Origin of the sequence: Microvirga aerophila (assembly GCF_003332305.1) — a bacterium.
GTDB classification, from domain to species: domain Bacteria; phylum Pseudomonadota; class Alphaproteobacteria; order Rhizobiales; family Beijerinckiaceae; genus Microvirga; species Microvirga aerophila.
Window position 1 is genome coordinate 171188 of record NZ_QOIO01000002.1, and the last position, 18597, is coordinate 189784.

The 18597-nt window shown below is 60.5% G+C and carries 18 protein-coding genes; 4 read left to right on the forward strand and 14 right to left on the reverse strand.

What is annotated here, in order from left to right; genetic code table 11:
- Positions 1-6: 6 nt before the first annotated feature.
- Positions 7-465: a MarR family winged helix-turn-helix transcriptional regulator gene (locus tag DRB19_RS02075; RefSeq protein WP_114184367.1), complete on the forward strand. Its 459-nt coding sequence runs from the start codon at positions 7-9 to the stop codon at positions 463-465.
- Positions 466-504: 39 nt separating this feature from the next.
- On the opposite strand, the gene DRB19_RS02080 is transcribed toward DRB19_RS02075, so the two are convergent.
- From DRB19_RS02080 to DRB19_RS02115, 8 genes are all read right to left on the reverse strand, one after another.
- Positions 505-1593: an AbrB family transcriptional regulator gene (locus tag DRB19_RS02080; protein ID WP_245439231.1), complete on the reverse strand. Its 1089-nt coding sequence runs from the start codon at positions 1591-1593 to the stop codon at positions 505-507.
- Positions 1594-1685: 92 nt separating this feature from the next.
- Positions 1686-2903 carry a multidrug effflux MFS transporter gene (locus tag DRB19_RS02085; protein WP_114184368.1) on the reverse strand — a complete coding sequence of 406 codons (1218 nt, stop codon included), beginning with the start codon at positions 2901-2903 and terminating at the stop codon, positions 1686-1688.
- 272 nt (positions 2904-3175) lie between these two features.
- Positions 3176-3526 (reverse strand): cupin domain-containing protein, encoded by a 351-nt coding sequence (locus DRB19_RS02090; RefSeq protein ID WP_114184369.1) that lies wholly within the window; start codon positions 3524-3526, stop codon positions 3176-3178.
- Positions 3527-3543: 17 nt separating this feature from the next.
- Entirely contained in the window at positions 3544-4302 is a 759-nt protein-coding gene (kduD, locus tag DRB19_RS02095) for a 2-dehydro-3-deoxy-D-gluconate 5-dehydrogenase KduD (protein ID WP_114184370.1), read from the reverse strand.
- Between the two features lie 10 nt (positions 4303-4312).
- On the reverse strand, positions 4313-5149 hold the full coding sequence (gene kduI / locus DRB19_RS02100) for a 5-dehydro-4-deoxy-D-glucuronate isomerase (RefSeq protein WP_114184371.1): 837 nt from the start codon (positions 5147-5149) through the stop codon (positions 4313-4315).
- A 37-nt stretch (positions 5150-5186) separates the two neighbouring features.
- Positions 5187-6467, reverse strand: coding sequence for a TRAP transporter large permease (locus DRB19_RS02105; protein WP_114184372.1), 1281 nt, complete (start codon positions 6465-6467; stop codon positions 5187-5189).
- Between the two features lie 4 nt (positions 6468-6471).
- Positions 6472-7011 carry a TRAP transporter small permease gene (locus DRB19_RS02110; protein ID WP_114184373.1) on the reverse strand — a complete coding sequence of 180 codons (540 nt, stop codon included), beginning with the start codon at positions 7009-7011 and terminating at the stop codon, positions 6472-6474.
- A gap of 72 nt (positions 7012-7083) precedes the next feature.
- Positions 7084-8064: a TRAP transporter substrate-binding protein gene (locus DRB19_RS02115; RefSeq protein WP_114184374.1), complete on the reverse strand. Its 981-nt coding sequence runs from the start codon at positions 8062-8064 to the stop codon at positions 7084-7086.
- 180 nt (positions 8065-8244) lie between these two features.
- Between DRB19_RS02115 and DRB19_RS02120 the strand changes: the two genes are divergently transcribed.
- Positions 8245-8937 (forward strand): GntR family transcriptional regulator, encoded by a 693-nt coding sequence (locus DRB19_RS02120; RefSeq protein WP_114184375.1) that lies wholly within the window; start codon positions 8245-8247, stop codon positions 8935-8937.
- A gap of 142 nt (positions 8938-9079) precedes the next feature.
- Here the strand turns inward: DRB19_RS02120 and DRB19_RS02125 are convergent, their stop codons facing one another.
- From DRB19_RS02125 to DRB19_RS02150, 6 genes are all read right to left on the reverse strand, one after another.
- A complete protein-coding gene (locus DRB19_RS02125) occupies positions 9080-10468 on the reverse strand; it encodes an aspartate aminotransferase family protein (RefSeq protein ID WP_114184376.1) in 1389 nt (462 codons plus the stop codon).
- Positions 10469-10531: 63 nt separating this feature from the next.
- Positions 10532-11326: an ABC transporter permease gene (locus DRB19_RS02130; protein WP_114184377.1), complete on the reverse strand. Its 795-nt coding sequence runs from the start codon at positions 11324-11326 to the stop codon at positions 10532-10534.
- A gap of 3 nt (positions 11327-11329) precedes the next feature.
- Entirely contained in the window at positions 11330-12517 is a 1188-nt protein-coding gene (locus DRB19_RS02135) for an ABC transporter permease (RefSeq protein WP_114184378.1), read from the reverse strand.
- Complete coding sequence (locus DRB19_RS02140) at positions 12514-13578, reverse strand: ABC transporter ATP-binding protein (protein ID WP_114184379.1); 1065 nt, start codon at positions 13576-13578, stop codon at positions 12514-12516. The genes DRB19_RS02135 and DRB19_RS02140 overlap by 4 nt, the downstream gene beginning before the upstream one ends.
- 158 nt (positions 13579-13736) lie before the next feature.
- Entirely contained in the window at positions 13737-14774 is a 1038-nt protein-coding gene (locus DRB19_RS02145; protein WP_114184433.1) for an ABC transporter substrate-binding protein, read from the reverse strand.
- Positions 14775-14917: 143 nt separating this feature from the next.
- The gene (locus DRB19_RS02150) at positions 14918-15466 is read right to left on the reverse strand and encodes a cupin domain-containing protein (RefSeq protein WP_114184380.1); all 549 of its coding nucleotides are present in this window, start codon (positions 15464-15466) and stop codon (positions 14918-14920) included.
- Positions 15467-15649: 183 nt separating this feature from the next.
- On the opposite strand from DRB19_RS02150, the gene hisD reads away from it, so the two are divergent.
- Both hisD and DRB19_RS02160 read left to right on the forward strand, forming a co-directional pair.
- Positions 15650-16933: a histidinol dehydrogenase gene (gene hisD, locus DRB19_RS02155; protein WP_114184381.1), complete on the forward strand. Its 1284-nt coding sequence runs from the start codon at positions 15650-15652 to the stop codon at positions 16931-16933.
- Between the two features lie 164 nt (positions 16934-17097).
- Positions 17098-18501, forward strand: a complete 1404-nt coding sequence (locus tag DRB19_RS02160) for a fused MFS/spermidine synthase (RefSeq protein WP_147021657.1) — start codon at positions 17098-17100, stop codon at positions 18499-18501.
- Positions 18502-18597 lie beyond the last annotated feature (96 nt).

Here is an 18597-nt window from a genome sequence, read left to right on the forward strand (position 1 = left end):
TGGACTATGTCAAAGCAGGATTCGTTTTCGACCACCATACAAGTACGCGATACCTGCCTGTGCCTGCATGTCCAGCGAGCTGCGCGTGCGCTCGCGCGGCGCTTTGATGAGGCGCTGCGGCCGGTGGGTCTAACCAGTGGGCAGTTCTCGCTGCTGAACGCCCTCAACCGCCCCGAGCCGCCCGCGATCGGGCCCGTTGCGCAGTTGCTCGCTATGGATCGAACGACACTCACGGCTGCCTTGAAGCCGCTCGAACGGGATGGGCTCGTGGCAATTGCCGTTGATTCCACCGACCGGCGCAACCGCCTTCTGCGTCTTACGGAGAAGGGCCAAAACGTCCTTGCTTCTGCCGTGCCGATCTGGCGCGATACCCATGCGACCCTTGAGGCTGGGCTGCTCGGGCTTGAGCCCGATGATCTCCGTGGCGCGCTGAAGACCCTCTCGCAGCCCTCCCCGCGCCCCTGATCAGCCGCCTAGAATCGTCGTCGGACTTGTGGAGCCCGCTCATCTCCGGTTTACCAGAGCGAACAAAGGCGCGGCTCCTATCATCACGAGAAACACCCGGATGATGTGATGGGCGGACACGAACGCGACCTCTATGCCAAGAGACAGCGCAACGAGGCTCATTTCAGCAAGGCCGCCGGGAGAATAAGCCAGGAGCAGCGGCACTTGGCCATAGGACGAGATGCGGCTTATTCCGGTCGCGAAAGCAAGCGTGATTCCAAGCAGGATCGCGGTCGAGCCCAGCGACAGCACGAGAATGCGCAGGATCTCTCGCGGAGCCGTGCCGGCGAACCGACAGCCAATGGTCGTTCCAAGAACAAGCTGGGCAAGATTGACGATCTCAATGGGTGGCACGAACCGCGTCCACCCAATCACATGAACGAGTGCGCTGACCAACATTGGGCCGAGAAGCAGCCGCGCCGGCAGCCGCAAGACATATCCCACCAGCCCGCCGATGATTGCTGTCGACACTAGCCAGGCCTCATCGGTCCATGGCGTCTCGAAAATCGAGGCTCCGAACTGAGGCCGAGCACCAAGGGACCCGCCGCCTAACAACTGCACGAGAAATGGAAGCGTGAGCACGACGAGCAGAATTCGGGCCGAGTGAACCAGGGCAATGGTCCGTGAATCACCACCTTTGTCCTCACCTACCATCACCATCTCGACCAAGCCGCCGGGCATGCCGGCGAAGTAAGCCGTTGGGACATCGAAGCCCGCCACACGTCGAAAATAGATGACGCAGGCCGCTCCGCTGATGAGGACGAACCCCGCCAGCCCCAACACGGTCGGAACCCAGTTGATGGCATTTTCGAGGACCTGAGGCGTAAACCCTGCGCCCAACATAACGCCGATCACCATCGTCATGGGCGGCCGCACGGAACTGGGCGCTACAATCGGCGCACGGGCGAGAGCCGCCAGGGTACATGCTGTCATCGAGCCGAGCATCCACGGCAGAGGCAGGCGCAAACTCATAAAGATCCAACCGCCGAGAGAGCCGACGAGCAAGGCAGCCAGAAACCGACCATAGGGGAATGAGCCGAACGCAAAGCCGGACGCCCACCTCAGGCATGCCTTGGTCAGTTTATGCAATACGATTTCCTCCTCAATCGCGCCAACAGCCTTCGAAGTCTCTTGAAGCGCCGTCGTGTGTACTGGGCTATCCTCGATGCAGCCTCAATATTTCAACCAGCGGCCGGGGCTTTGCGACGCTTGGCGACCAAGGCGAACGAGGCTATCGCGAACAGCGCGCAAGCGGCCATGATGGCTATCAACGGCCACACCGTCATGTCTAAGGCAGAGCCGACGAGGGGGGCGACCATCGCCCCGAAGCCAATCTGGAGGCTCCCCGACAGGCCTGCCGCTGCTCCTGCGGCGTCCGGCTTCACACTGACGGCACCCGCAATACCGCTCGGCAGGACCAAGCCGTTCCCGAGCCCGATGAAGAACATTGGCCCGAAGAGAGCCACGGGATGAATGAAGCCTGCGGCGAATATCCCGGCCATCACCGCAACGCTGACAAGCGTCATGATGGTCCCAGTGAGGATCATGAGGTTGACGCCGACCCGACCCGCAAACCGACCGGATGCAAAGTTTCCCAGAATGTAGCCGCACGGCACAATGGCAAAGTAAAAGCCGTACTCCGCTGGGCTGCGCCCCATCAGCTCGATCATTACGTAGGGCGCACCTGCCAGGAAAGCGAAGAACACGGCAGAGACGAAGCTGGTCGCCAGTGTATAGCCCCAGAACAGACGAGAGCCGAAAAGGCCGAAGTAGCTACGCAACAGCATTCTGGCCGAGCCTGCCGCGCCACGATTGTTGTTCGTCTCGTGCAGTTGCAGGAACGCGAAGAGCAACGCGAGGCTGCCGAACGCCATCAGGAAGACGAAAGAGGCACGCCATCCATAGAACGTTTCGAGGATGCCCCCGATGGTCGGGGCAAGCATCGGGGCAATCGCCATTCCCATCGTGACGTAGCCGATCATGCTCGCCACTTGATTACGCCCGTAAAGGTCGCGAACGATGGCCCTGCTCAAGGTAATTCCCGCGCAGCCGCCAACGGCCTGGACGATACGACCGAAGATCAGGAGGACAATCCCCTGCGCCATGAGGCAGATCAGCGAGCCCATCACGAAGATTGCGAGCCCGATCAGGAGCACGGGCCGCCGGCCGAAGCGATCGGAGAGCGGCCCGATGATCAATTGGCCAACCGCCATCGCAGCCAGATAAAGCGACAGGGTCAGCTGAATGGTGGTGAAATCCACCCCAAGCGCCCGCGCCATACCGGGCGTTGAGGGCAGATACATGTTGATGCCAAGCGGGCTTACGGCCGCGACGGCGATCAGCAGTGCAATAAAGGAAGGCTTGGCAATTGGAGGCGGTGCCTCAGCGGTAGAGGTCATGTCGTGTGGATCGTCCGGTGATAAGGCATTCGACGGTCGAGCGGAACGGGACCGTTCTATACCTGTTCTGACCACACACGCTAGCTCCCATCCATGAGCAGACCCAGAATGTCAGGTCCTCAGGATGGGGGACCTGGATTGGAGCCTATCGGCCGCTTTCTGATGCTATCCTGCACTCTCCGGTACACCATGGCGGTCCAACCTGCCCCTCATGTGCCGAACATGGGCATTGGAGACGCTGGCTGCTTCAGGCCCACGGTCGATGCCTGGTATCATGGCGTAGACGCGACGAAGTCCTCCCTCATCGGCGTGAAAACGTCCAAGAGAACTCCAGCTTCAACGGCAACAGCCCCGTGAATAGCGTTCGAAGGGACCAGGAAGCTGTCGCCGCGCCGCAGACGCTCGGTCCGGCCATCAATGGTGATATCGAACACGCCCTCTTCGACCAGGCTGCACTGGATGTGAGGATGAGAGTGAGGAGCACCAACGGCTCCAGCCTTGAAGGCCACCCGTACCATCATCACGCCCGCATCGTAGGTCAATATCTTGCGCCGGATGCCGGTGTCGGCGGGCTCCCAATGGATATCGCTGTCGAACGCGAAGCACTGCCCTTTACGATCCATATTTCCTCCTCCGACCTTTAACGCGCGAGCCATCCGCCATCCACCGGCAGAACGACTCCGTGGATGTAATCCGCTGCCGAGGAAGCCAGAAACACAGCAGCGCCGCCTATATCGGTCGGGTCGCCCCAGCGACCCGCCGGGATGCGGCCCAGAATTTCGCTGCTTCGCTTTGGATCGTCGCGGAGAGCTTCGGTATTGTTGGTGACGAAATAGCCAGGCGCAATGGCATTCACGTTGATGCCTTTCGCGGCCCACTCGCAGGCGAGCAGGCGCGTCAGGCCCGCCAACCCGCTCTTGCTCGCCGTGTAGGATGGAATGCGGATGCCGCCCTGGAAGGACAGGAGGGAGGCGATGTTGATGATCTTGCCGCCCGCCCCGTCTTCGAGCATGCGCTTGGCCACCGCCTGCGACAGGAAGAACGTGGATTTGAGATTGACGTTCATCACGTCATCCCATTCCTTCTCCGTGAACTCAATGGAATCGGCCCGTCGGATGATGCCCGCGTTGTTAACCAGGATATCGACGCGCTCGCCCACCTTAGCGCTCTCGGCCATGATGTGCTCGATGGGTTCGAGGCTCGACAGGTCGGCCTGCACGCTATGGACGCTTGCGCCCATGCCCTGGCACAGGCGCTCGGTCTCATCCATGGCCGAGCGCCCCACTGCTATGATTGAGGCGCCAGCTCGGGCAAGCGCCACGGCAATACCCTGACCGAGGCCCGTATTGGCCCCGGTCACCACGGCCGTCTTGCCGGTGAGATCAAAAGAAATCGACATTATGGGCGCCTCAACGCAGGGTTTCCATGGGCACCATCTCCATGTCGGTGAAATCCTGATTGTCACCGCCCATAGCCCAGACGAACGCGTAGTTGCTCGTGCCGACGCCTGAATGGATCGACCAGCCAGGCGAGAGAATCGCCTGCTCGTTGGAAACGACGAGGTGCTTGGTCTCCTCGGGTTCACCCATGAAATGGAACACCCGAGCGTCCGGTTGCAGGTCGAAGTAGACGTAGACTTCTGATCGGCGGTCATGGACATGAGCCGGCATGGTGTTCCACATGCTACCGGGCTTCAGCTGCGTCATGCCGAGCACCAGCTGGGCCGAACGGCAAACCTCCGGATGGATCATCTGGAAGATCGTGCGGACGTTGCCATTCGCGACATCGCCGAGATCGACGCGGCGAGCGCGATCGAGGCCGATCTTCACGGTCTCAAACCGGGCATGGGCGGGAGTGCTGACAAGGTAGAACTTCGCTGGAGCGCTCGCGTCGACGGATTCGAAGCGAACCTCCCGTGTGCCCATGGCGATATAGAGGGCATCCCGCGGCTCCAGGTCATGTACCTGACCGTCCGCGTAGACACGGCCCGAACCGCCCAGATTCACCACCCCTAGCTCGCGGCGATCGAGAAAGTTCGGGGAGCCAATCTGCTTGTGCGATTCCAGCACAAGCGGCCCTGAGGTCGGAGCTGCCCCTCCTACTACCAGCCGATCGATATGGCTGTAGGTGAGCTTAATTTCTCCGGGAACGAATAGGCTCTCGATCAGAAAGTGGCCACGCAGCTCGGCTGAACTGAAATGGCGGACAGCTTCGGGATGGCACACCTGCCGGACTTCGATGGACATCAGTACCTCTTTGACGACTGGAGGATGGAAAAAGTGCTCAGCGGAACAGGGCCGGGAGCCAAAGTGACAAACCTGGGATGTAGGTGACGAGGAGCAGCACGAGGACGCTCACTCCGAGGAAGGGCCAGATGGTCTTCATCGCCTCGCCGATCGTAATCTTACCCACGGCGCAACCGACAAACAGCACTGACCCCACTGGCGGCGTATTAAGGCCGATGCCTGCGTTGAGGATCAGGATCACCCCGAAATGCACCGGGTCGATGCCGAAGGCCTTGATCACCGGGAGGAAGATTGGCGTGCAGATGATGATCATCGGCGCCATGTCCATGAAGGTGCCGAGCACCAGCAGGATGACGTTGATGAGGAGCAGGACGACGATCGGGTTGTCCGACACCGTCTTCATCAGGGCGATGGTCGCTTGGGGCACCTGGAGAAACGCCATGAGCCAGCCGAAGGCGCTGGCCGTGCCGATGACGAGGAGCACCATTGCGGTGGTGCGCACAGCGCCGAGGGTCGCCTCTACGAAGCCCTGCCAGTCGAGCTCGCGATAAACGAAGAGCGTGACGAGAACCGCATACACAACTGCGATGCACGAGCTCTCCGTTGCGGTGAACACGCCAGAGCGAACACCGCCGAAGATGATGAAGATGAGCAGGATACCCGGCACGGCCGAGACGAAGAAATATCCAAGCAACCGGAAACCTGGAAACGGATCTGCCGGATAGCCTCTGCGCACGGCAACCACGTAGGCGGTGATCATCAGAGCTGCGGCTAGCAGAAAGCCGGGCACGATGCCAGCCGTAAACAGATCCGCCACCGAGATCGTGCCACCCGCCGCGATCGAATAGATGATCATGTTATGGGAGGGCGGAATCAGAAGCGCGATGATCGCTGCGTTCACGGTGACGTTGACGCTGTAATCCTTGGCGTAGCCGCGCTTCTCCATCTGCGGGATCATGATGCCGCCGATCGCGGAGGCATCCGCGATGGCAGAGCCAGAGATCCCGCCGAAGAGCGTGGAAGCCACGACGTTCACCTGACCCAGTCCCCCGCGAAGGTGACCGACGAAACCGGCAGCAAGGCGAATGAGACGGTCGGCGATGCCACCCCGCATCATCAGGTCACCCGCATAGATGAAGAACGGGATCGCCATCATGGCGAATGCGTTCATGCCGGAATTAACCTGCTGGAACACCACGACTGGCGGCAGTCCCATGTAAAGGACAGTCGCGGTAGACGCGATGCCAAGACAGAATGCGACAGGCGTGCCAATGAGAAGCAGAAGCGTGAATACGCCGAAGAGAACCCAGACCTCCATCGTATCAATCCTTCACGACAACAAGATGGGGTTCATCCACGCGAACCAGAGGAGCCTCCTCCCCGGCCAGCAGAAGGCGGACGAGCTTTTCTAAGGAAAAGAGTGCGATCAGAGCGCCGCCGACGGAGAGCGGCACGTAATCCATGCCCTGCGGAATCGCCAATCCTGGCATGGCGGCCGACCAAGTTCCAATGGCAAGCTCCGTACCGTACCAGGCCATCGCTGCGCCGAAGGCAATCACCAATACCTCCGTGACAGCGAGCATGATTCGGCGAATCCGTTGCGGCGCGTGATGAAGGGCAATCTCGAAACCGAGATGATTGCCTTCCCGCACTCCCACCGCAGAACCCAGAAGAATGAACCAGCTCATGAGCAGCAGGGAGGCCGGCTCCGTCCAACTCGGCGACTGGTTGAGGACGTAGCGGCCAAAAATCTGCCACGCGATAAAGGCTGTCATCAGAATGAGGCCAATCCCTGATATCCAGAGCGCCGCCCGGTTCACGGCGCCAAGGATACGGGACAGCGCGGCAAGATCAGCGCGCATTGATAACGATCTCCATCAGGAAAGGACGGACCGGCCGACGCCGGTCCGACGGAGGCTCCGAACCCGCGAGGTTCAGTTGGTTGCCTGAATGCGCGAGACGAGGTCCTTCACCTTCGCGTCTTTCACGTACTTCTCGTAGACGGGCTTCATGGCGTCGATGAACGGCTGTTTCTCGACCGCATTGATCTGGCTGCCGCTGGATCTGATCTTTTTCTCGGCGTCTTTCTCGCGTGCTTCCCAGAGCTCACGCATCTTCGCAACCGATTCCTTGGCCGTCTCACGCACGGCTTTCTGGTCCTCGGGCGAAAGCTTGTCGAAGGTTCTCTTCGACATCACCAACACTTCCGGCGACATGGAATGTTCGGTCAGCGAATAGAATTTCGCGACCTCGAAGTGTCGGAAGGAATCGTAGCTCGGCCAGTTGTTTTCTGCTCCGTCCACGACGCCGGTCTGCAGCGCCGAGTAAACTTCCCCGGGAGGCATTGGCGTGGCGTTGGCGCCTAGCGCATTCACCATGTCGAGGAAGAGATCGGACTGGATCACGCGCACCTTCATGCCCTTTAGGTCCGCCGGCGTGTTGATGGGACGCTTGGAGTTGTAGAAGGAGCGCGCTCCCGAATCGTAAAACGCCAGCGCTACGAGGCCGTGAGGTTCGAAGGCCTTCAGAATCTGGTCGCCGACCGGTCCGTCCATGGTCTTGCGCATATGCTCAACCGACCGGAAGATGAACGGCAGGGACGGGACCAGGGTCTCGGGGATCAAATTGTTGAACGGACCCATGTTGATCCGGTTCAGGTCGATGACGCCAAAGCGGGTCTGCTCGATCGTGTCCTTCTCCTGGCCCAGCTGGGCCGAGTGGAAGACCTGGACCTTGTAGCGCCCGTTTGTTTTCTTCTCGAGCAGGGACCCGAAATGTTTCACCGCCTCAACGGTCGGATAGCCGTCCGGGTGGATATCGGCGGAGCGCAGGGTCGTCTGTGCGCCTGCAGCGCCACTCATCAGGGCCGCCCACATTCCAACAGCGGTAGCGGCTAGAGTTCGTCTCGTCAGCATCATATTCTCCTTAGGCTTCCTCGAATGTTGTTGGTTTGCGCTCAGCCTCCAGGCTGAACGGTGCGCCAGGACAGGAATGCCTTAGGCACCCGAACCGGGATCAGCTGCCGCTTGTTGCGGCTTACTGGTCGACAATTGTATGGTAGTATACACTGATATGAGCCGCAACTCGCCAAAAGAATGAGAACCGATGTGAACACGCCTTTTTCCGTTAACGCCGGCTCCGCAGCTCAGCGTGTCGAGACAGAGTTGCGCCGATTGATCGTGGCCTTGGAGCTTCCGCCTGGAAGCCGCCTGTCCGAGCAGGAGATTGCCGAGCGCCATGGGGTGTCGCGGCAGCCAGTTCGCGAAGCCCTGATCAGCTTGGCCAAGACACGCCTCGTAGAGATCCAGCCTCAGCGGGGGACGGTGGTCGTCAAAATATCCGTCAGGAAGATGATGGAGGCGCGTTTCGTCCGGGAGGCCATCGAGACGGCCGTCGTGCGCAGGGCCTGTTCATCCTTTGACCGACAGACGCGGCTGAGGATCGACGATCTGCTTGAAATGCAGGACCATGCGGCCCGGCGCGACGACCACGCAGCCTTTCAGCGCTACGACGAACTTTTCCATATTGCCCTCGCTGAGGGCGCCGGTTGCCCCCTGGCCTGGGAAGCGATCCAAGACCTCAAGGCCCATATGGACCGTGTCTGCCAGCTCACTCTCCCCGGCCCGGACGCGATGCTGCCCCTCATCGAACAGCATCGCGCTATCATCGCCGCCGTGGACGCCTGCAACGAGGATGCAGCCGCTGACGCCATGCGCCAGCACCTCACGGAGATCTTAAGGGCATTGCCTCGGATCGAAGCCGAGCATCCGGAGCTTTTCAGCTCGTAATCCCGGAGAACCTCGCCGACCCTGGATCAAGGGCCGGCGAGCAGATCCCACAGGCATCGGCACCTCAACCAAGCGCGGCCACTAGGGGCGTGAGCAATCCTCACGCGGTGGCCGCAGTTGGTTCGAACAGCTTGCCTTGTGATTACAAGGCCGCCACCTCAGTCTCCCGCACCATCGCCGCCGTCTCATCAAGAGTGACCCTGAAACGCTCCACCATGTCGCGAACCTGATCTTCCGTAATGATCAGAGGCGGGCAGAAGGCGATCGTGTCGCCGATGGCCCGAATGATCAATCCGTGCTCATGGGCGCGGGAGAATACCTGGGCTCCGACCTTGCCCACAGGGTTGAACTTCGCCTTGGTTGCCTTGTCCGCGACCAATTCCACGCCTGCGATCAATCCTACGCCGCGAACTTCGCCGACAAGGGGATGATCCGCTAGCTTGCGAAGTTCGTCCTGCATCACTTCGCCCACGCGTCGCGCATTCTCGACCAGATTCTTCTCTTCGATGATGTCGAGATTTTCCAGCGCGACCGCCGCGGGAACAGGATGGCCGGAGGCCGTGAAGCCATGACCGAACGTGCCGATCTTCCCAGAATTGTCGGCGATGCCTTCATAGAGCTCGTGGCTGATCATCACAGCCGCGAGCGGCTGATAGGATGAGGTGATCTGCTTGGAGAGCACCATGATGTCCGAGTCGATCCCGTAATAGTCGCAGGCGAACATCGTCCCAAGGCGGCCAAAGCCGTTAATTACTTCGTCAGCGACGATCAAGACGTCGTGCCGGCGGCAGACGGCTTGGATCTTCTCCCAGTAGGTGGCCGGCGGTGGAAGGACGCCGCCCGCGCCCATCAGTGGCTCACCGATAAAGGCCGCCACCGTGTCGGGCCCCTCCTCCAGAATCGTCGCTTCAAGCTCCGCGGCAAGACGGTCGGCGAACGCCTCCTCGGTTTCGCCTGGCTCCGCAAACCGGTAGTAATGTGGACAAGTCACGTGTCGCACGGGCACGAACGGGAGATCGAAATCCCGCTGGTTCGCCGGAAGTCCTGTCAGGCTGCCGGATGCAATCGTGATCCCATGATACGCGTTGGTACGGGAGATGAACTTCTTCTTCTGCCGCAGCCCTCGCGCGTTGTTGTAGTACCACACCATCTTGATGACGCTGTCATTCGCCTCTGACCCTGAATTGGTAAAGAAGGCGCGCCTGAGCCGGGCGGGCGTCATTTTGACAAGCCGTTCCGCGAGCTCGACCGAGGGTTCGTTCGTCTTGTGAGAGAAGGTATGGTAGTAGGGCAGCTTGCTCATCTGGCGGCTGGCCGCCTCGACAAGGCGTTTCTCGCCAAAGCCGACCGCCACGCTCCAAAGGCCCGCCAGCGCCTCGATGTAACGATTTCCGAGGTCATCGTAGACGTAAATCCCCTCCCCCCGATCAATCACGATCGGCCCGATCTCCTCGTGCTTGCGGGCGTTGGTGACGGGGTGAAGCACGTACTCCACGTCGCGTGCATAAATCGAGTTCGGGTGTCCACGCATGGCTTTTGCTGTCCTTCTGTGCGCTGAATTATCGAGTTCCAAGGAAACGTGAATTGATGCCGCTCATGGGGCGGCCCGAAGAGCATTCCGCTCCTGACGCCACCGTAACGCGGCAGCCAGACCGGCAAGGCAGAGCGTGCCGATGATGAGCAGCAAGGCGGCTGCGACCACAGTCGGGCTGATGTTTTCCCGAATGCTCGAGAACATTTGCCGAGCCAGGGTCCTTTGGTTGGGACCTGCCACGAAAAGAGTGATGACCACTTCGTCCAAGGATGTCGCAAACGCGAACACGGCCCCGGAAATGATGCCGGGAAGCGCCAATGGAAACGTCACCCGATGGAATACCGTCACCGGAGAGGCGCCCAGGCTGCTGGCGGCTTTCTCTACGGCGCGATCGATCCCCTGAAGGGATGCGGACACGCTGACGATCACGAAAGGAACGCACAGAACCGCGTGCGCGACGATGACGCCCGGATAGGTGCTCGCGAGTCCAAAGTTCACGAAGAGCATCTGCATGCCTACGCCCAGTACTACGGCCGGCACAACCATAGGGAGCAGAAACACCGTCCTCAACAGGCTCGCCAGGGGCAGAACTTCCGAACGCATGCCCAATGCCGCCAGTGTTCCCAAAACCGTGGAGAGCAGCGTGGCACCCAGGCCGATGATCAGGCTGTTCATGATCGACAGGCGCCATGCATCCGCCGTCGCGAGTTCGGTAAACCAGCGGAGCGAATAGTCCTCGATCGGGTACGTGAGGAAGACGCTGGACGTGAAGGCCAGAGGCAGGATCGCAACGATCGGCAGCAGAAGAAAACCCACGATCGTGACGCCGAACAATGTTTGGATCGCTCGAAACATGCCTCACGCTCCCAGCAACTGGGGAGACTTCGAAAGCCGCCCGTAGATGAGATAGAGGATCGTCGTCACCAGAAGCAGGATCACGCCGAGTGCTCCGGCCAAGCCCCAGTTGGCTGTTCCGGTCGCATAGAAGGCAATGACGGAACTGATCATTTGGTCGTTTGCCCCGCCGACGAGAGCCGGAGTGATGTAGTAGCCTATGGCCACCATGAACACGAGGAGCGAACCGGACAAGAGACCGGGAAGGCTGAGCGGCAGCAACACGCGCCAGAAGGCCCGCAGAGGGCTTGCTCCCATGGATGCGGCGGCCTGCATGAGGTTGCGCGGAACGGACAGGAGAACGCTATAGATCGGCAGGACCATGAACGGCAAAAGAACATGCGTCATGGCGATCACGACACCAAGCCGGTTGAAGATCAACGGCAAGGGGCTGTCGATGAACCCAATGGCCTGCAGCGCGCCGTTGATCAGTCCTTCGTTCTGAAGGAGCACGAACCATGCGGTGGTCCGCACCAGCAACGATGTCCACAATGGCACCAGGACCGCCAGCAAGAGCGCCGAGCGCTTCCAGCCGGTCACGGCGGCAGCGAGCATCGCATAAGGCAGGCCTATGGCAGCACAGGCAGCCGTAACGATGGCTGCGATCAGGAACGTGCGGAACATGATCAGGCGATTGGCGGACGCTCCGGGGGCCTCGCTCACCACCGCTCCGTCTGCATCCCGTTTCATGTCGACAGCCGCGAGGAGATTGCGGTCGGTATAAGGCGGGACAGCATCCTTCAGCGCCAGCCAGTAGCGCGGGTCCTTCCAGCGCGGATCGACAGCTGCCAGATCGATGGTTTTGGGGTCGGCCCCATCTCGAGCGGAACTCGTCGTTCGAGACAGCAGGGTGCGAAAGCCAGACACAGCGCTGTTGAGCCGCCGCACCGTCTCCCCTAATGCCTGCTGGTCGTTGGCCTGCCTGAGATCTGCAACGAGAGCCTCGTGGACCTGCGGCGGCGGGAGGTCTCGACCATCCCACGACACGATCGCAGCCGCTGTCCTCGGCAGGACACGGCTGACCGTGTCATCGACCACGGCAGCCGTCACCATCGTCCAGAGGGGCCACAGGAAAAAAACTGCCAAGAATGCCAGGAGCGGCACGATCAACAGCAATGCGCCCAGTGTCTCACGTGCGGATGCCCTGCTCATGGCGCGAGCACAGTACAGTCGCGGGGATCGAAGGACACCACGACGGGAGCGCCAACCTTCCAGTCGCCGGCGAGGCGTTCGCACCGGGCGGTAAACGTAAACTGACCCTGGGCCAGTTGCACCCGCATGTGATCGCCGTGATAGATGCAGTCGGCAATGGTCATGGTAAGCGCGTTGTCCCCTGCCGGGTCGGCTCCAAGCCGCATGCGCTCCGGACGCAGGGAGAACCACGCCTTTTGTCCCTTGGCGAGTTCGGGAGCAGCGTCCACCTGAGCGACGAGATCGTCGCTCAGGGCGATCGTCGCCCGGCCACCCTGGACATTGACGACATCTGCTTCAATCAGATTGGTCTCGCCGATGAATTGCGCCACGAAACGTGTGCGGGGCGTATCGTAAATCACAAAGGGACTGTCGATCTGCTCGATCCTGCCCCCGTTGAACACGGCGATCCGATCGGACATCGTCAGGGCTTCGGACTGATCGTGAGTCACGAACACGATCGTCAGGCCGAGCCGCTTGTGAAGCTCCCGTATTTCGAGCTGCATGTGCTCCCGCAATTGCTTGTCGAGGGCTCCAAGGGGCTCGTCCATGAGGATCACCCGGGGCTCGAAGACAAGAGCCCTCGTCAAGGCCACGCGCTGCTGCTGCCCTCCCGACAACTGCGAGGGCCGACGGTTCTTCAGCTGACCCAGCCGCACCATATCCAGCGCTCGCTCGACCTTGGTGGCGATCTCGGCCCGGGGCAGCTTTTTCATTTCCAACGGAAAGGCAACGTTCTCTGCAACCGTCATGTGGGGGAAGAGGGCATAGTTCTGGAAAACCACCCCCATCTCGCGCCGGTGCGGCGGCAACTGATCGATGCGCGTCCCCTCAAGGGTGATGGTGCCGCGAGTAGGTCGCTCGAAGCCCGCCAGCATCATCAGGATCGTTGTCTTGCCGGATCCCGAGGGTCCAAGGAGGCTGAGGAACTCACCTTGCTGGATGGTGAGATCGAGCGAATCGATCACGGTGTGTGCGCCGAAGCTCTTGGAAACGGCCTCGAACTGAATAAAGGGCTGCATGTCTCTCTGCTCTATCCGACTCTGATCATGCCCTGCGAGATGGTTGACTGGCGCATCCCCGCCCGGCTGAGAGCCAGATGTGGTTGAAGCGAACCCGGAGGAGAAAGCGTGGGGAGGTTCCCGCACGCTTTCCGCCTGTTAGGAGGTCGACCCCACGGTTACTGGGCAAGCCAGGCATTGAAGCGCTTGTTCAGCTCCTCAATGTTGTCCACCCAGAAGTCAGCATTGAGCGGAGCGGACCCGGAGAGATTTTCCGGCGCCGTGGGCAGTTCCTTCTGCATCGCTGCCGGCACGGCCGTCGCGGCTTCCTTGTTCGGCAGACCGTAGGCGATGTACTCCGGCAGTTTCACCTGGTTCTCCGGCATGCTGGCGAAGGCGATGAAGTCCATCGCCTGGTCCTTGTTCGGACTGTCCTTGAGGATTACCCAGCTGTCGATGGCGTACAGGCTGCCCGGCCAAACGACCTTGAAGTTTTTGCCTTCCGTCTTGTTGATGCCCGAGATGCGCCCGTTATAGGCGGCGGTCATGACCACTTCGCCGGATGCGAGGAGTTGCAGGGGCTGCGCGCCGGACTCCCACCAAACGATGTGCGGCTTCAGTTGATCGAGCTTCTTGAATGCCCGATCGACGCCCTCCGGCGTTCCCAGCACCTTGTAGACATCGGCCGGTGGAACACCATCCGCCATGAGGGAGAACTCAAGAGCGTATTTCGGGCCGCGACGGAGACCGCGCTTGCCGGGGATCTTGTTTACGTCCCAGAAATCGGCCCACGAGGTCGGCGCCTGCTTCAGGCGGTTGGCGTCATAGCTCAGCGCGGTCGACCATACGATGGCGCCAACGCCGCAATCGTCCACGGCGGCGGGCAGGAACTTGTCTTTTCCGCCAACCTTGCTCCAGTCGAGTTTCTCGTAGAAGCCGTCCGCGCAGCCAAGCGCCAGTTCCTCGGCCTCAACCTGAACCACATCCCAATTGGGCACCCCGGCCTTCACCTTGGCGGCTATGACGCCGATGCCCCCGTCCCAGCTTTCCTCAAGAACCGGCTTGCCGCTCTTCTTAGCGAAGGGCTCGAAGTAGATCTTGCGTTGGGCGTCCTGATAGTTGCCGCCCCAGGACACCACCGTGAGGTCGCGGGCCTGAACGGCCTGCGTACTCCAGCCTGCGAGCAGGGCCGAAAGACAACCGGCAACTGTTAACATTTTCGCGGAATTCATTGGTCTATCCCTCTGTTGGTTATTTTCCTCTGGGGAAGGCAACCATACTCCCGCTCTTCCAGGGCTGCCAAGGTCGATCCTGGTGAGGATATTCACCAACACAGGTTTGTGACAGGAATATTCGGTTCTCAGTAGGTCGGCGGGGTCACTGCGCTGAGGATCGTGCTCGTCCCGCCCGATGTGTTCCGGAAGCGATGGGGGATCCTGCTGTCGAAGTAGTAGCCGTCGCCCTCCTTAAGGATCCGACTTTCGTCCCCGACCGTCACCTCGACCGAACCGCGGACGACGACGCCGGCCTCTTGAGCCGAATGGGAAAACGGAGCCCCTGTATCCGCCCCGACCGCATAGGTCTCGTGCAGCATCAGAATCTGGCGGTTGGGGTGGTTCATCCCCAGCACCCGATAGGAGATCGTCTGCGTCTTTCCGATCTCTACCCACTCATGGGCCGGATAGAATGGCGAATAGGGAACGCCGGCGTTCATGTCCGCGAAAAACCCGGTCAATGTCGTTCCCAGGGCATCGAGGATCGCGCTGAGGGTATCGACCGATGGACTCATGCGGTCGCGTTCGATCAGGGAGATCGACGAGTGCGAGATGCCCGACCGCAACGCTAGCTCCCTGACGCCCAGCCCCCGCCGGCGACGCAACTCTCTTAGGCGTGTTCCAATTTTCGGCATTGCGTTCCTGTCTTATGTGCCTGACCCGTCGATGAGCGTCGTAATGGCGGCGTTGAAAGCCCTCCCATCAGTCTGCGCTGGCCCAACCCTATCCCTGGTGAGAATTCTGAACAACCGGTCCACACCGCCTTGAGGGCAGCCTGATGATCCTTGAATTTGAGTTCCTGAAACGGAGACAGAATAATGTTGAACCTTCCCGCAGGCGCACGCGCCAAGATTACATTCCTTAAAGAGTCCAAGCGCGATGAGGCGACGGAGACCGGGGTGATCGAGGCAACTGTCCGGAACATCATCACGGCCGTTCGCGACCGGGGGGATGCTGCCTTGCGTGAGTATTCCAAAACGTTCGACCAAGCCGACGTCACCATCTTCGAGGTAAATGATCAGGAGCGATCGGAGGCGGTGCGGAACCTGGACCCGCAAACGCGCCAGGACACGGAATTCGCCATCGAACGTGTGCGCGCCTTTGCGCAGGCCCAGCTGGGCACGATCCTGCCGCTCGAGGTGGAAGCCCTGCCGGGCCTTCACCTCGGTCATCGGGTAATTCCCATCCGGACCATCGGCGCTTACGTTCCTGGTGGACGGTATCCCCTCCTGTCGGCTCCGATCATGACACTCGTGCCGGCGAAGGTTGCAGGATGCGAGGAGGTCATCGCCTGCCTGCCGCCTAAGGCTCATCCGGCCATGATTGCCGGCTGCCATCTCTCCGGCGCGGACAGGATTTTCCGTGTGGGCGGCGCCCAGGCCGTCGCCGCAATGGCGTTCGGCACCGAGACAATTCCAGCCGTCGACAAGATCGTCGGGCCGGGCAACGCCTATGTGAACGAGGCCAAACGGCAGGTTTTCGGGCGGGTCGGCATTGATCAACTCGCAGGACCGAGCGAGATTTTCGTGGTCGCCGACGACACGGGAGACGCGGAAATGATCGCCGTCGATCTCCTGGCTCAGGCCGAGCACGATGTGCGGACGCGGGTGGGGCTCATCACGACCAGCGCGAGGCTGGCGGAGGCGACGCTTGCGGAGGTTGAACGGCAGCTGGAAGGTCTTCCAACGGCTCCTGTGGCCGGCCCCGCTTGGCGGGACTACGGCGAGATCGTGGTGTGCGAGGACGAGGAGGCGATGATCGCCTATTCCGATTTCATTGCGGCCGAGCATCTCCAGGTTCACACGGCCGCGCCTCACGACACCGCGCAGAAATTGCGCAACTACGGCTCCCTCTTCATCGGCCCGCTCGCAAGCGTGGTGTACTCCGACAAGTGCTGCGGGACCAATCATACGCTGCCTACCATGGGCGCCGGCCGATACACGGGCGGCCTCTGGGTCGGCTCCTACGTTAAGATCTGCACGCATCAATGGCTGGACGAGCGTGGAGTTGCGGCCGTTGCGCCACCCGCAACAAGGCAGAGCCAGAGCGAGGGCCTGGAAGGTCATCGTCGGGCTGCGGCATTCCGGATGGCGACGAGTTAAAACATTCTATCCAAAGGCCTGCGTCTCAATGGACGCAGGCTTTGGTTCAATTCAACCTGTGGGCGCGGCGCTTGGTGGGCTGGAACTTCGCGCGTACATCTTCCGAGGAATTGGATCTACATTCACAGCCGACGCACTACCGCACATCTTCCTGGGCCAAAGGCATGTGGACGCATATATCCTCCTCCCGGTTGTTGCTCGGTGCGATTGCCATTGAGGGCTATGCTGTCCTGGCGGTAGAACTCCTCGCCATTCGTCAGCTTACTCCCTACGTCGGCAACGCGACCGACGTGGTCGCCATTGTGATCGCTGCAGTTCTTCTCCCTCTTGCTCTCGGTTACGAGGCTGGGGGTCGGGCCAACTTCACCCCCGGCGATGAGACAGGGGTGCGCCGTCAGCTCACCCAAAATCTGTTGATTGCGTCCTTCATTCTCAGCCTGGGACTATCCCATCCTTTTCTGGCTGCCCTTTTCCAGCTGCTCGATGGCATTGGGCTCACACATCGCCTGATCCAGGCTGCGGCTCATACGTCTCTATTCCTGGTCTATCCCGTCTATCTCCTGGGGCAGACCATTCCCTTGGTGGCTTTTTGCTCCACTGGCGCAAGTCTGCCGCGCTCCACCGGATTGATGCTTTTCGTGTCTACCCTTGGGTCCTTCCTGGGCTCAGTCGTGTCGACTCTTGTGTTCATGACCTTCTTGGGCGTCCACATCACAGTGGCTTTGACTCTCGGACTTCTGGTGCTGCTGGCGGCGCTCATCGGCTGGTCGATGGAGAATCGGATCAGGGTGGTCCTCACCGCCAGCGCACTTGGGATTTATATCGTTGCTATCAATAGCCCTGCGGCGGTTCGTGCATATGGCATCGTCAGCAACAATCTCTACAGCGAGGTTAGGGTTGTGGCTAATCCAGTCGAGGACAGCCGGCTGCTGGTCATCAACAACAGCCCCTCCTCTAAAATAGCGGCCGACCCTGAGCACCGCTTTGCCTACATAAAGTTCATCGAGAAGGAAGTCCTCACAAAGCTCGACTCAGGTCGGCCCAACCACATCCTCGTGATCGGGGCTGGTGGGTTCACAGTCGGCCTGGAGGATAGGTCACATTCCTACACCTATGTCGATATCGACCCTGCCCTGCGGGATGTGAGCGAAGAGCATTTTCTGCGCCAGCCCTTGACCCCAAACAAGAGCTTCATACCTGAATCGGCCCGCGCCTTTCTGCGCCGCAACGCCCAGACCTATGATGTCGTGGTGCTGGATGCATTTACCAACCGGATCAGCCTTCCGCCGGACCTGATCACTCACGAGGCGTTTGCAGCAGTCCGGCAGGCGGTGGCACCGGGAGGTCAGGTGATCATGAACATCATCACGTCACCAACCTTTGCGGACAGGTTCAGCCGCAGCATCGATGCAACGATCCGCAGCGTGTTCCCTTTCGTCACCCGCCAAATCCTGCCCCAGACCCAAACGGGCCCCGTCGCCAGCATCCTCTATCTTGCAAACAGGATTGAGACTCCATCGTACGGTTTGTACACCGACGACCGGAACCGCTCCTTTCTGGATCATTAGTTCTTGAAAGGACCTTCGTTTTCCGTCTTAGGCCGGATGTAGGTCACAGGGTTACATAGAGTGGTGCTGCGCAACGTCCGCACACTAGGACTCCTG

What these genes read in the sequence shown, in the direction of transcription:
- DRB19_RS02075 (WP_114184367.1), top strand. Translation starts at nt 7, where the DNA reads ATGTCAAAGCAGGATTCGTTTTCGACCACCATACAAGTACGCGATACC.
- DRB19_RS02085 (WP_114184368.1), bottom strand. Translation starts at nt 2,903, where the DNA reads ATGACCTCTACCGCTGAGGCACCGCCTCCAATTGCCAAGCCTTCCTTT.
- DRB19_RS02090 (WP_114184369.1), bottom strand. Translation starts at nt 3,526, where the DNA reads ATGGATCGTAAAGGGCAGTGCTTCGCGTTCGACAGCGATATCCATTGG.
- kduD (WP_114184370.1), bottom strand. Translation starts at nt 4,302, where the DNA reads ATGTCGATTTCTTTTGATCTCACCGGCAAGACGGCCGTGGTGACCGGG.
- kduI (WP_114184371.1), bottom strand. Translation starts at nt 5,149, where the DNA reads ATGTCCATCGAAGTCCGGCAGGTGTGCCATCCCGAAGCTGTCCGCCAT.
- DRB19_RS02105 (WP_114184372.1), bottom strand. Translation starts at nt 6,467, where the DNA reads ATGGAGGTCTGGGTTCTCTTCGGCGTATTCACGCTTCTGCTTCTCATT.
- DRB19_RS02110 (WP_114184373.1), bottom strand. Translation starts at nt 7,011, where the DNA reads ATGCGCGCTGATCTTGCCGCGCTGTCCCGTATCCTTGGCGCCGTGAAC.
- DRB19_RS02115 (WP_114184374.1), bottom strand. Translation starts at nt 8,064, where the DNA reads ATGCTGACGAGACGAACTCTAGCCGCTACCGCTGTTGGAATGTGGGCG.
- DRB19_RS02120 (WP_114184375.1), top strand. Translation starts at nt 8,245, where the DNA reads ATGAGAACCGATGTGAACACGCCTTTTTCCGTTAACGCCGGCTCCGCA.
- DRB19_RS02125 (WP_114184376.1), bottom strand. Translation starts at nt 10,468, where the DNA reads ATGCGTGGACACCCGAACTCGATTTATGCACGCGACGTGGAGTACGTG.
- DRB19_RS02130 (WP_114184377.1), bottom strand. Translation starts at nt 11,326, where the DNA reads ATGTTTCGAGCGATCCAAACATTGTTCGGCGTCACGATCGTGGGTTTT.
- DRB19_RS02135 (WP_114184378.1), bottom strand. Translation starts at nt 12,517, where the DNA reads ATGAGCAGGGCATCCGCACGTGAGACACTGGGCGCATTGCTGTTGATC.
- DRB19_RS02140 (WP_114184379.1), bottom strand. Translation starts at nt 13,578, where the DNA reads ATGCAGCCCTTTATTCAGTTCGAGGCCGTTTCCAAGAGCTTCGGCGCA.
- DRB19_RS02145 (WP_114184433.1), bottom strand. Translation starts at nt 14,774, where the DNA reads ATGTTAACAGTTGCCGGTTGTCTTTCGGCCCTGCTCGCAGGCTGGAGT.
- DRB19_RS02150 (WP_114184380.1), bottom strand. Translation starts at nt 15,466, where the DNA reads ATGCCGAAAATTGGAACACGCCTAAGAGAGTTGCGTCGCCGGCGGGGG.
- hisD (WP_114184381.1), top strand. Translation starts at nt 15,650, where the DNA reads ATGTTGAACCTTCCCGCAGGCGCACGCGCCAAGATTACATTCCTTAAA.
- DRB19_RS02160 (WP_147021657.1), top strand. Translation starts at nt 17,098, where the DNA reads ATGTGGACGCATATATCCTCCTCCCGGTTGTTGCTCGGTGCGATTGCC.